Source organism: Acinetobacter ihumii, assembly GCF_900625095.1.
Lineage (GTDB): Bacteria > Pseudomonadota > Gammaproteobacteria > Pseudomonadales > Moraxellaceae > Acinetobacter > Acinetobacter ihumii.
Map to the genome: position 1 here is coordinate 1 of NZ_LR130776.1, position 11,174 is coordinate 11,174.

Here is an 11,174-nt window from a genome sequence, read left to right on the forward strand (position 1 = left end):
CATCGAAACCGAAATCAGCCGAAGCAATGATGAAATCAAACAGAGAAATCAGGCTCAGTTGCAATACGACAAAAATATGGGCGTTCTAATTGCTGAAAATGAGATAAAACTCAGCACACTGAAAACAGAACAGCAGATCCAAATCAAGAATAGCGCTAAAACGCCACCAATTGACGAAAAAGCCCTGTTTGAGGAAAAACAGAGAGAAACCCTTGGTAAAGTGCTAAATCGCGAAATCAGCGCAAAAGACGCGAATCTAGACCTGGATTTTATGCAGCGCAATCTCAAACAAGCCGAAATAAACCTGACCAAGCACCACAAACATCAAAACGAGTTCAATCAGCACCTTGCCCAGGAGATCGTGAAAAGCGGACTCAAGCAAAGTCATGACAAATTGCAAAGCCTGGTCGATCAACACAACGAATTAACCCAGAACAAACCCTTACTGTTTGGAAAAAAAGCCTGGGAAGCCCAACGTGATGAGATCTACCAGGAACACAAAAAGCTGAAAGGTCAGCATGAACACCAGAAAAAACATGGTGTGAAGGATTTATTGGAGAATGAAAAGTTTAAAGAACATGCCTGGAAGCAGTACCAACAACAACATCCAGCCAAAGCCAAGCAATACCAGACTCTATACCCATCCTATCAAGTCATTAAAAAATGTGTGGATGAGATCAAAGCAGAACAACAGATGAAACTCAGACAGGAACAACAGCTCAAAGCACAGCAACATGCGCCTAAAATGAAATCTCGTGGCATGAGTCGCTAAACAGAGCGAGTGTCTACGAGCGAACTGAAAAAATTTGCCCATCCCTTTCCCTGATTACAAGCTCCCTATCCATCAATCACCTGCATGACAGAGCATCCCGCATGGGTGCGAACTTTCCAAGTTTGATTCCTAAATCGAGCGTAGCGAGAAAAAAAGCTCATGAGCGAAGCGAATTCCGAGCTGCTTTTCATCTTGCTTTTGCTTTTCATCTTGCTTTTGCTTTTTCTCAAATTCACGACAATATGAACCAAAAATTGCCCCGACGAATCGAGCGAAAGCGAGATTCAATAGAGTTTGAGCGAAGCGAAAACCAAGGGCAATTTTTCATGAAATATGCTTTTAATTATTTTTAAAGTTTTTAAATGTTTTTAACTCGGTTGAATCCTTTTATTTATAAGGCTTTCAAGCTTTATATAGCAACGTTTCCTCGGTTATATAGCAACGTTTCCTCGGTTATATAGCAACGTTTCCTCGGTTATATAGCAACGTTTCCTCGGTATTTGACAACAAATATTTATTATGTTGTTATAGCAACACAATAAAATTGTTGCTAAATAGAATGACATGACAGACTTAGTCGTAAAATCTAATAAACTTGTACAAGCTTTACAGACACTTACTTTAAGCGAAACCCGTTTACTTCAGCTCGCAATTGTAGACGCTCGTGAGACTGGACAAGGATTATCAACAGATGAACCTTTAGAATTAAATGCTCTTAGATATGCTAAAGCATTTAACGTTTCTCCAGATGCAGCTTATTTAGCATTAATTGAAGCAGAAGATTCTCTTTTTAAAAGACAATTTACGATTACCAATGAAGATGGAACTTTAACAAAAAGTCGCTGGATTCAAGATGCTAATTATCGGAAAGGTGAAGGAAGAATTTTAGTTACCTTAACTCGTGTGGTAATTGAACATGTCACTAAAATAGATGGGTTTGAACAGTATTTTACTAGTTATCATTTGAAAAAAACTGCTGACTTCAAAAGCGTTTATGCAGTACGTCTTTATGAACTCTTAATGCAATGGAAGTCTGTAGGGAAAACGCCTGTTTATGAATTAAATAAATTTCGTAGCCAACTTGGTATAGGTGTTAACGAATACACTCGAATGGAAGCATTTAAGAGACGTGTTTTAGATATTGCAGTAGATCAAATCAACGAATTTTCAGATATAACTGTTAAATACGAACAGCATAAAAAAGGTCGTTCAATCTCAGGATTTTCTTTTAGCTTTAAGCCAAAGAAAGCAACTATTCGATCTATAGAAACTAATAGAGATCCTAATACAACTGATCTGTTCTCGAGAATGACAGATAAGCAACGCCACTTATTCGCTACTAAACTTTCCGAACTACCAGAAATGGGTAAGTATTCTCAGGGTACAGAAAGCTATCCACAATTCGCTATACGTATTGCTGAAATGCTTCAAGATAGTGAAAAATTCCAAGAATTATTCCCTTATCTTCAAAAAGTTGGCTATCAAGCTGCCTAAAATTTATACTTGATCATTTGTCTATTAGGCAGTCTAATAGACAACAACTTTTGACAGAGTTAGGCATAGATTTACAGCATGAAAAGCCTTACAGTTCTTGAGCTTTCTAAGCTTTACAATATCAATAGACAAACGATTTACAACAACATAAAGAAAGGAATTTTAAGTAAAAATTCTGATAATAAAATTGATCTGGCTGAAGCTATCCGTGTTTTTGGCGAACCTTCAAAAAAACTAGATGTAAAAGAGTCTGTAAAAATAGACAGTCCAAATTCGGCAGAAGTTTTACTACTTAGGCAACAGATAGACATGCTGAAAAATCAGCTTGATGATGCAAAAGAGCGTGAATCCTTTTATCAAAATCAAATTGAGACGATGCAACGTCTACTGGAAGCACCCAAACCAAAGATCCAAGACCCTAGTGAACTCGAACTCCCTCAATCAGCTCCCATTGTAGAAATGAAGGAAGAGGTAATAGTCGTTCCACCTAAAGATGACGGATTGACTACTCCAGAGAACAAACGTATCCCTGTCCCAGAACACATTGAGCCTGAACCTAAAAAGAGAGGCTTCCTGAGCCGTTTTTTCCTTCCTTATGGTTAGCCAGGACTCCAATTTTTTGATGAGCCAATTTCAGTGCAAGCACATGAAATAATGACTCATCAAAAAACCGGATGAGGTTTATTAAAACTGAATAAAACCGTGGAACATTGCTTATTTATTAAGCGTGGAACATGAAAAATCATAAAAAAAGCCCTATCGGGTGTGATTGGGCTATAAACTAGAAACTACAGCATTGATTTATAAGGAAAATTATAACACATTTCGTATAAGGTGTATTATGTTAATTTTAGAAAAAACTTAAAATTATCTATTAAAGAATCATATATTTTTGGATTACTTGTAAGTGAAATAGCACCTATATAGTGCAGGCTTAGCTAGAAAAACTATAACACTCTAAGAAAGTATGGGTTTTTATGTACAAGGCAATTTCATGAGAAGCCAGATGATAAAATTCGAGGCTCCCCAATTTTGTAAATCAAATATATGCAAAGTAATGTGAGTAAGCCGGCAGTACCAGCATTAACACTGGCTGCACTAGGAGTAGTATTCGGCGATATAGGAACGAGTCCATTATATGCATTAAAAGAAAGCTTTCATGCGACACGCGGGCTACCTATTAATGAACTTAATATCCTGGGAATTCTCTCTTTAATCTTTTGGACCATTACCTTAATTGTTTCGCTTAAATATGTTTTGGTGATCATGAGAGCTGATAACAATGGTGAAGGGGGTATCATGGCATTACTCGCCTTAAACCTTAGGCAAAAAGGATTGTCCCGTGGAAAAAGACTGGCAATCATTATCTTAGGTTTCATTGGAGCATCCTTATTCTTCGGTGACGGTATCATCACCCCTGCTATTTCTGTTTTATCTGCAGTTGAGGGACTTTCTGTTGCTGCCCCGTCATTTGATCGCTTCATTATTCCAATCAGTATTGGAATTCTTATAGCTCTCTTTGCCGTTCAAAAACATGGGACTGCAATGATGGGGAAGTTTTTTGGTCCTATTACCCTGTTATGGTTCCTATCTATTGGTGCCATTGGCATTATGAGTATTATTCAAAGTCCATTTGTTCTTGCATTATTCAGCCCACACTGGGCTTTTTTATTCGTTATTAACAATCCTCTTATTTCATTTTTTGTGATGGGAGCTGTGGTTTTAACAGTAACAGGTGGTGAAGCCTTATATGCGGATATGGGACATTTTGGTATTTTACCGATCAAGTTAGGCTGGTTTTTAATTGTACTGCCATGTCTGATGCTGAATTATGCTGGACAAGGAGCATTACTGTTAAGAGATCCTTCGGCTATCACCAATCCTTTTTACCTGCTTCTGCCTTCAGCCCTTCTATATCCTATGATTATTCTGGCTACTGCAGCTGCAGTGATTGCCTCACAGGCTTTAATCAGTGGGGTATTCTCTATGGCTAAACAGGCAATACAGTTGGGATATCTACCTAGGCTTACAGTTTTACATACCTCCGCTTCGGAAATTGGACAAATTTATATTCCATTACTGAACTGGCTCCTGTTTATCTCTATCACCATCTTGATCTTAATATTTGAAAGTAGCAGCAAGTTGGCAGGTGCTTATGGTCTGGCCGTCACTGTGACCATGTTCTGTGACACACTGTTAGTAGCTTTTCTGGCTTATAGTTACTGGAAATGGAAAACATGGAAAGTCTTACTGTTCATTATTCCATTCGCCTTTATTGATCTGGTTTTGCTGAGTTCAAACCTATTAAAAGTACTGATTGGAGGCTGGGTACCAGTCGTTATTGCGGTTATTGTTTTTACCCTCATGATGACCTGGAAAAAAGGCAGAGAGATTCTTCAGGACAAACTGCAGAAGGACACGCTTCCACTGAATGTGTTTCTTGAGCACCTTGAACAGACAGGTCAGAAAGTGAGTGGAAATGCCGTATTTTTAACTGGAACGCCTCAAGTCGTACCCCATGCGCTTTTACATAATTTAAAGCATAATAAAGTTCTGCATGAACGTAATTTTTTGGTGACAATCAAGACTTCTGAAATCCCGTATGTTGATGAAGCTAAGCGAATCGTTACTGAAGTACTAGAGAATGGTTTTTTCAGAATAACGATCCATTATGGATTTAAAGAAGAGCCTAATGTGCCTCATTCATTGAAACAAGCTTTTTCAGTACTGGATCTTGAGTATGACTTAATGAATATCAGCTTCTTTGTTTCTAGAGAAAGATTAATTCCAAGTCTGTCCAGCAAGATGTCTACATGGCGTGAAAAGTTATTTGTCGCAATGCAAAAAAATACCAGCCCTGTCAGTGATTTTTATAAAATCCCTTCTAACCGGGTGATAGAGCTAGGTAGTCAGATTGAAATTTAAGAATTTCTAAAATGAATAGGCACCTTTAAATAAGGGTGCCTATCTGATCAGAATAAATCTTTTACTTTAATTTTCCAATAGTTGACCAATCTCTAAAGCTGAATAACCACGTTCTTTAAAGATCAAAATAATTGCTTTTTTATAATCTTCAGAAGTAGAGGTCTTATATTTTGTTATAAGTTGAATTTCAGAATTAAGCTGAAGGTCATTTTTTATCGTCAACACTTCCGTAGAGACTTTATTAAAAATCTTGAAATTAAACATACAGGCGCTCTTTATCAATATTATAGCGGCCCGACTACAACAAATACCTGCCTTAGCTCAGCTAGACACCCTTGGCTGCAAGGATTACAAATTAGACAAGATTCTGCAAGTTTTGCTCCATTGAAAGTATGAATATTCAACTAAAGAAGGTTCCATTTAACATAATGGCGGTTATAAGAAATAGAATTGTAATGCAATTTTCATTACAGTACTCCTAATACATTAAATAACTGGGAGATATGATGGCTACTGTTAACTTCAGGGTCGATGAAGCCCTTAAAGAAAAATCTTATTCAATCCTTAAAGAGCAAGGTATTGCACCTACGGATTTCTTCACTAGTATTCTTGAGTATGTTGCTACGACTGGGAAACTGCCTGTCAAAAAAGCTTTGCTTTCGGAAGAAGATGAAGAATTATTAGCTCTTGTCCGTAAGCGCATTAATGATCCTAAAGAGATGTTTGAGGAAGTCACATTAGATGACTTATAAGCTTTTACGTCACAAGGACTTTACAGCAGAATGGGAAAAACTCCCTGTTGCTATACGAGATCAATTTAAAAAGAAACTAGCCAAAGTCATAGAGCAGCCACATATTCCAAAGAATATGCTTAGAGGCGATCTTGCAGGTTGCTATAAAATCAAATTATTAAAAGCTGGTGTCCGACTTGTCTATCAAGTTAAAGATGATCAGGTAGTTATCCTACTCATTACCGTCGGAAAACGAGCTGATAGCATAGTTTATGACGAAGCGAAAAAGCGAATTAAAGACTAAAAATGGGAGCTTATAGCTCCCATTTTTGGCTTCATATAAGGTGTATTATGTTAATTTTAGAGATTTTAACTATTTATATTTTAAATATAAGTTAATAATCCCCCTAGAATTCCACCAGCTAATACAACGAACCATGGTGGCAGTTTCCAAAACATTAAAGCAATCAATGCTATTAATGCCATACAGAAATTTTGAGATTTATAAATACTACTTGTCCATATTGGCTGATAAAGAGCTGCTAATAAGATTCCTACCACCGCAGCATTGATAGAATATAATGCAGCTCTCATATGTGTATTATTACGCATACGCTCCCAAAATGGTAGAATTCCAAATACTAAAAGAAAAGACGGTATAAAAATAGCTAATAGACAAATTAAGCCTATTACCCAATTCGAAAAGCTTCCTTCCATTGATGCACCAAGAAATGCAGCAAATGTGAATAGAGGACCAGGTACTGCCTGAGCGAGACTATATCCGGCTAGGAATGTATCGTTATTTAGCCATCCAGTTGAAACAATCTCACTTTGTAATAGAGGCAGAACTACATGCCCACCTCCAAAAACTAAAGATCCTGCACGATAGAAAGCATCTATTAATGAAATTATTTGATTTGGAAAAAGAACGTTTAGGAAAGGTAATCCAATTAATAAGCTGAAAAATATAGCTAACCAAGACCATCCAGCCCGTGTCGTTATAGATACAGGTAATGAATTATGAGTTATTACAGTATTTTGCTTAAATACTAGTAATCCAATCATCCCTGAAATAATAATTGCTAATACTTGTCCCCAAATTGACGGAATAAGAAGGACGAAGCAAGCTGTAAAAGCCATAATCGTAATACGAGGAGGATCTGGACAAAGACTACGAGCCATTCCCCAGAGGGCTTGTATTACAACTGCAACTGCAACTATTTTTAAGCCCTCTAATACACCTGCAAATTGACTATTGTCGTAATAAGTTAATCCTACTGCAAATAGAATCAAAACAATTGCCGAAGGTAATGTAAAACCAACCCATGCTGCTAACGCTCCCATATAACCTGAACGATAAAAACCAATAGCAATTCCCACTTGACTGCTAGCAGGCCCAGGCAAAAATTGACAAAGAGCAACTAAGTCTGCATAGCTACTATCACTAAACCACTGTCTGCGTATCACAAATTCTTCACGAAAATATCCTAAATGAGCAGCTGGACCTCCAAAAGAAGTTAGTCCGAGACGCAAGAAAATCAGGAAAATAGTAAAAAAACTATAAGTATTAGAAATCATAAAAAGTTAGGATCAAGAAATAGAAAAGGAACACTAAAATATTGATTAACCGTTATTGATTCTGAAAAAGATAACGATCTATGTCTTAGATTTTAATATGATTATAGTTACTTAAATCTGAAATATTGGAAAGCATTTGAGCTTAAGTCTCGAATAATTGGCTTATTTCTGCTCTAGTGTAACCACGTTCTTTAAAGATCAAAATAATTGCTTTTCGATAGTTCTCACAATGAGCAGTTTTATACTTATTAATTAATTGGATTTCGGAATTAAGCTCGAGGTCATTTTTTATCGTCAATACTTCCGTAGAGACTTTATTAAAAATCTTGAAATTAAACATACAGGCGCTCTTTATCAATATTGTAGCAGCCCGACTACAACAAACACCTGCCTCAGCTTAGCTAGACACCCTTGGGCGCAAGGATTACAAATTCAGCAGGATTCTGCAAGCTTTACCCAATTGAAAGCATTATTATTCATCTAAATACCCGGCCATTTAACATAATGGGCGTTATACGAAATGCATATTTTAAATATATAAAAATCATACACTTGTGTTATAGTGGTGATGCTCGACGATGTCGAAAAGCTGACTTGGAAACAAGTCGGCTTTTTTATGAGCAGTTTTGATAGTTCTTGCCAATAAATTTGACTAAAAATTACACCGATTAACTTGAGTGATACAATTTTGTGATACATTATTGTATATACAAATTTGAATGTTTTTTATGGAACAGTATTTTGAATGGGATGAGGCTAAGAATCGAAAGAATCAGAAAAAGCATGATATCTCTTTCGAAATTGCAAGCCTTGTTTTTGAAGATCCACTGAGGATCTCAATCCAAGACAGACATACCGATGGTGAAGAACGTTGGCAAACCATTGGAAAAGTAAAAGGCGTACTAATGCTACTAGTAGCTCACACTATCTTTGACGAAGATGACTGTGAAATCATACGAATCATTAGTGCAAGACAGGTAACTAAGGCGGAGCGAAATCAATATGAGCATGGTTAGATATACACGCAAAGAGCTGAATAAAAGTTTCAGCGACAAGCAAGATGCTGAAATTGAACGCCTACTTGCTAAGGGAACTGTACCTGATGATCAATTAGATCTTTCTGATATTCCTGAAATCACCGACTGGAGTAAGGCAGTTCGTCATGGGCAATTTTATCGTCCAGTGAAGCAACAAACTTCTGTTCGTCTTGATGCTGATGTACTTGCATGGTTAAAAGCACAAGGGAAAGGCTATCAGACACGCATGAATAAAATTCTACGTGAAGCAATGTTAAAAGATTTAAAAAATCATTAATAAGAATGGGAGCTTAAGCTCCCATTCTTAAATTAATAGAAGAAATTTATATTAAAAATTTTTACTTAATAGTGATTAACGAGAAATCACTTCCAAATAATTTCTAATATTTTCTGATTTACACGCACTACGTTCTATATCATCAACAAACGTCTCTTGGTTATCACGCATTACATTAACGACTCTTTCCGCTAAATTTTCATTATCAATATTTTTAATAATATTGGCACAAGTTTCCATAGCAGCATATCTATTCATATATACAGCAGATTTAATTGCTAAATCTAAGGCCTTAACTTTATTCTCTAAGTTAACGTCTTTTGAGTTAATCAATATATGCATTATTTTAGCTATTGTTTCAGCAAATGCCCAAGCATAGTGTTGTGACTCTACAAATTTTTCATAAAGATTGAGGAAGTCCCCCAAAGTATTTTGCAGGTTTGGATCAGATAAAACTTTAAAGAAGGTAGGTCTAGATATTTCTTCAATAACTTTGAATAGGTCATCATCATCTAGATGAAGCATTTGATCTACAAACTGTTTAATCTGACTAGGTTCGTATCTCCCTTCTGATTTCAATAAATTTTTAATAAATTCTAAGTGTGCCTGAGCCTCTGCCAATGCTCCTCTTCTTTTTAATATTACATCAAAGCTGAGCTCTATAGCTTGTTTCATTTCCGCTAAGTTACTAAAACGTCTATCTTTTGTAGGAGCACATGCTTTATCTAATACATATTGTAATGAACTATGTATATTTTCATGTTGTCTAAAGTAAGTAGGGTCAATATTGGTTAATAATGCATAGATACTTTTTCCTAACATAAAGATATCAGCTTGGGCATCTGCATATTTAAAACCATTATCTTGGAATTCTGGAGGAAGAAATCCATGAGTACCCCAAGAATCAGAACTCACAGTAAATCTAGAAATTGAATTTGGCTCTAAACCTAATCCAAAATCAGATACAACAATATGATCCCCATTAATTAAGAAGTTTTGAGGTTTGATATCCCGATGATAAATACCCTCACTATGCAATTCGCTAATACAATCGATCATCTGATTTATAATCTTTTCTTGCTGAATATGATCTTTAGCTAATATTGTATGAAGCTTGCATAAATCCCCTTGCTCATAAAATGGCATAACGAAATATGGAGGAGAGTGTTCAAAATTATAATGTAATATTTGAACTACTTTTTCATTACCTTGAAATTTACTGACTAAACGGACTTCCCTTTTAAAGCGCGATAAATATTCCTCACTAGTCTCTCTACAATATTTTAAAGCAAGAGTTCCTTGATATTCTCCTGTCAAATCTTTAACTAATAAGACTAACCCCATGCCTCCATTGTCACTACATAGACGAACTACTTCAAACCTTTGATCAAACACTTGCATGTAGAGTTCCAAAATTTACTTAAATATTGATTTTATTTATTTTTTAAATAAAAAAACATACTGCTAAAGTATTTTAATAATAGAAAAAAATTGAATCTAAAATTAACAGAATACACATTATACTAGAGGTCTTGTTCCTGAATCTTCTAAACATTTATTTAACATAAAATCTCATATACGCAATCAAAAAAGTGAGGTAAAAACCTCACTTTGTATAAAGCCAAATGAATGGATATTTCCTAGAATTTTAATTAATAAAAGTTATCACGGTAGAAGTTATAAGTAGTATTGTGGCGATCAATGTTAAGTAGATGCATGATTTACTCATTGATTGATCATCTACTTTGAAAAAGTTCTTTATTGGATCCTTCCAACCAGTCATTTGACTCCAAGGATACCAAAAACATAAAAAACCCAAAGTACTTAAAATTCCGGCTAAATCAAAACTTTTGGATAAGCCAAAGAGACTTATAGCAACAGATGCTGCACCTAAGACAAAACCAAACCAAGATTTAATCAAGGGAGCCTTGGGAGAAGTTATTGATAAATTATTCATATTAGAGTTCTACATTAAAGATTAAATAACTTTCTGTCTCTTTCATCCGTCAAATACCGGTCCATCTGAGCGATCAATTTAGCCCGTGCCTGTTCATCTTCTTCAGTGATTTTTAGCATACAGGATCCGATTAGAATTTTGCGTCTAGTATCATCTTTACGAGTCTGTTGTTTCTCTTTAGCACGTTCTCTTGCTAGTGCTGCCTGTCTTTGAGCCTTTAACTGTTTTAGCTTTTCTTCCTGTGCCTTAATCTTGCTGTCTAGTGTTTCAGTAATACTCATTAATCCAATACCATCATCCTGGGAAACCATCCCTAACATAAGCGCACTTGAATATGCATTCAAGGTGCTATATGTATAGTAATGTTTTCCTCGAAGAGCGCACTTATGCAAACGAAGTTTGC

14 protein-coding genes and 1 pseudogene are annotated in these 11,174 nt (G+C 35.9%); 9 read left to right on the forward strand and 6 right to left on the reverse strand.

Translation table 11 applies throughout. The annotated features are described in order from the left end of the window. From E0D95_RS15470 to E0D95_RS15490, 5 genes and pseudogenes are all read left to right on the forward strand, one after another. Nucleotides 1-772 (forward strand): annotated as a pseudogene (locus tag E0D95_RS15470) (MobQ family relaxase); the annotation flags it as partial. A 101-nt stretch (nucleotides 773-873) separates the two neighbouring features. Continuing rightward, nucleotides 874-1,125 (forward strand): hypothetical protein, encoded by a 252-nt coding sequence (locus E0D95_RS15700; RefSeq protein ID WP_057050512.1) that lies wholly within the window; start codon nucleotides 874-876, stop codon nucleotides 1,123-1,125. A 211-nt stretch (nucleotides 1,126-1,336) separates the two neighbouring features. Continuing rightward, complete coding sequence (gene repM / locus E0D95_RS15480; RefSeq protein ID WP_000131200.1) at nucleotides 1,337-2,266, forward strand: replication initiation protein RepM; 930 nt, start codon at nucleotides 1,337-1,339, stop codon at nucleotides 2,264-2,266. A 78-nt stretch (nucleotides 2,267-2,344) separates the two neighbouring features. Further along, nucleotides 2,345-2,869, forward strand: coding sequence for a plasmid replication DNA-binding protein (locus E0D95_RS15485; RefSeq protein WP_000839336.1), 525 nt, complete (start codon nucleotides 2,345-2,347; stop codon nucleotides 2,867-2,869). A gap of 444 nt (nucleotides 2,870-3,313) precedes the next feature. Next, a complete protein-coding gene (locus E0D95_RS15490; protein ID WP_121595056.1) occupies nucleotides 3,314-5,191 on the forward strand; it encodes a potassium transporter Kup in 1,878 nt (625 codons plus the stop codon). 66 nt (nucleotides 5,192-5,257) lie between these two features. Here the strand turns inward: E0D95_RS15490 and E0D95_RS15495 are convergent, their stop codons facing one another. After that, nucleotides 5,258-5,455, reverse strand: coding sequence for a hypothetical protein (locus E0D95_RS15495; RefSeq protein ID WP_004282105.1), 198 nt, complete (start codon nucleotides 5,453-5,455; stop codon nucleotides 5,258-5,260). 242 nt (nucleotides 5,456-5,697) lie between these two features. On the opposite strand from E0D95_RS15495, the gene E0D95_RS15500 reads away from it, so the two are divergent. Together E0D95_RS15500 and E0D95_RS15505 are read left to right on the forward strand one after the other, a co-directional pair. After that, the gene (locus tag E0D95_RS15500; protein ID WP_000246756.1) at nucleotides 5,698-5,943 is read left to right on the forward strand and encodes a type II toxin-antitoxin system RelB/DinJ family antitoxin; all 246 of its coding nucleotides are present in this window, start codon (nucleotides 5,698-5,700) and stop codon (nucleotides 5,941-5,943) included. Continuing rightward, nucleotides 5,933-6,226 carry a type II toxin-antitoxin system RelE family toxin gene (locus E0D95_RS15505; protein WP_000221358.1) on the forward strand — a complete coding sequence of 98 codons (294 nt, stop codon included), beginning with the start codon at nucleotides 5,933-5,935 and terminating at the stop codon, nucleotides 6,224-6,226. Before E0D95_RS15500 ends, E0D95_RS15505 begins: the two co-directional genes overlap by 11 nt. An 80-nt stretch (nucleotides 6,227-6,306) precedes the next feature. Here the strand turns inward: E0D95_RS15505 and chrA are convergent, their stop codons facing one another. Together chrA and E0D95_RS15895 are read right to left on the reverse strand one after the other, a co-directional pair. Continuing rightward, a complete protein-coding gene (chrA, locus tag E0D95_RS15510) occupies nucleotides 6,307-7,500 on the reverse strand; it encodes a chromate efflux transporter (protein WP_065033572.1) in 1,194 nt (397 codons plus the stop codon). 142 nt (nucleotides 7,501-7,642) lie between these two features. Beyond that, nucleotides 7,643-7,840: a hypothetical protein gene (locus E0D95_RS15895; RefSeq protein WP_035270385.1), complete on the reverse strand. Its 198-nt coding sequence runs from the start codon at nucleotides 7,838-7,840 to the stop codon at nucleotides 7,643-7,645. Nucleotides 7,841-8,228: 388 nt separating this feature from the next. Between E0D95_RS15895 and E0D95_RS15525 the strand changes: the two genes are divergently transcribed. Together E0D95_RS15525 and E0D95_RS15530 are read left to right on the forward strand one after the other, a co-directional pair. Next, on the forward strand, nucleotides 8,229-8,516 hold the full coding sequence (locus E0D95_RS15525; RefSeq protein WP_000438824.1) for a BrnT family toxin: 288 nt from the start codon (nucleotides 8,229-8,231) through the stop codon (nucleotides 8,514-8,516). Continuing rightward, entirely contained in the window at nucleotides 8,503-8,814 is a 312-nt protein-coding gene (locus tag E0D95_RS15530; protein ID WP_004889528.1) for a BrnA antitoxin family protein, read from the forward strand. The genes E0D95_RS15525 and E0D95_RS15530 overlap by 14 nt, the downstream gene beginning before the upstream one ends. A gap of 75 nt (nucleotides 8,815-8,889) precedes the next feature. Here E0D95_RS15530 and E0D95_RS15535 read toward each other — a convergent pair whose 3' ends face one another. The 3 genes from E0D95_RS15535 to E0D95_RS15545 all read right to left on the reverse strand — a co-directional run bounded on the left by E0D95_RS15535 (nucleotide 8,890) and on the right by E0D95_RS15545 (nucleotide 11,052). Then, nucleotides 8,890-10,215, reverse strand: a complete 1,326-nt coding sequence (locus E0D95_RS15535; protein WP_002083777.1) for a protein kinase domain-containing protein — start codon at nucleotides 10,213-10,215, stop codon at nucleotides 8,890-8,892. Between the two features lie 247 nt (nucleotides 10,216-10,462). Further along, on the reverse strand, nucleotides 10,463-10,771 hold the full coding sequence (locus E0D95_RS15540; protein WP_001061745.1) for a hypothetical protein: 309 nt from the start codon (nucleotides 10,769-10,771) through the stop codon (nucleotides 10,463-10,465). A 14-nt stretch (nucleotides 10,772-10,785) separates the two neighbouring features. After that, entirely contained in the window at nucleotides 10,786-11,052 is a 267-nt protein-coding gene (locus E0D95_RS15545; protein WP_121980254.1) for a DUF8583 domain-containing protein, read from the reverse strand. Nucleotides 11,053-11,174 lie beyond the last annotated feature (122 nt).

Bases quoted from the DNA above. Each gene is read 5' to 3' on its own strand.
- E0D95_RS15700 (WP_057050512.1), top strand. From the start codon at position 874: ATGGGTGCGAACTTTCCAAGTTTGATTCCTAAATCGAGCGTAGCGAGA.
- repM (WP_000131200.1), top strand. From the start codon at position 1,337: ATGACAGACTTAGTCGTAAAATCTAATAAACTTGTACAAGCTTTACAG.
- E0D95_RS15485 (WP_000839336.1), top strand. From the start codon at position 2,345: ATGAAAAGCCTTACAGTTCTTGAGCTTTCTAAGCTTTACAATATCAAT.
- E0D95_RS15490 (WP_121595056.1), top strand. From the start codon at position 3,314: ATGCAAAGTAATGTGAGTAAGCCGGCAGTACCAGCATTAACACTGGCT.
- E0D95_RS15495 (WP_004282105.1), bottom strand. From the start codon at position 5,455: ATGTTTAATTTCAAGATTTTTAATAAAGTCTCTACGGAAGTGTTGACG.
- E0D95_RS15500 (WP_000246756.1), top strand. From the start codon at position 5,698: ATGGCTACTGTTAACTTCAGGGTCGATGAAGCCCTTAAAGAAAAATCT.
- E0D95_RS15505 (WP_000221358.1), top strand. From the start codon at position 5,933: ATGACTTATAAGCTTTTACGTCACAAGGACTTTACAGCAGAATGGGAA.
- chrA (WP_065033572.1), bottom strand. From the start codon at position 7,500: ATGATTTCTAATACTTATAGTTTTTTTACTATTTTCCTGATTTTCTTG.
- E0D95_RS15895 (WP_035270385.1), bottom strand. From the start codon at position 7,840: ATGTTTAATTTCAAGATTTTTAATAAAGTCTCTACGGAAGTATTGACG.
- E0D95_RS15525 (WP_000438824.1), top strand. From the start codon at position 8,229: ATGGAACAGTATTTTGAATGGGATGAGGCTAAGAATCGAAAGAATCAG.
- E0D95_RS15530 (WP_004889528.1), top strand. From the start codon at position 8,503: ATGAGCATGGTTAGATATACACGCAAAGAGCTGAATAAAAGTTTCAGC.
- E0D95_RS15535 (WP_002083777.1), bottom strand. From the start codon at position 10,215: ATGCAAGTGTTTGATCAAAGGTTTGAAGTAGTTCGTCTATGTAGTGAC.
- E0D95_RS15540 (WP_001061745.1), bottom strand. From the start codon at position 10,771: ATGAATAATTTATCAATAACTTCTCCCAAGGCTCCCTTGATTAAATCT.
- E0D95_RS15545 (WP_121980254.1), bottom strand. From the start codon at position 11,052: ATGAGTATTACTGAAACACTAGACAGCAAGATTAAGGCACAGGAAGAA.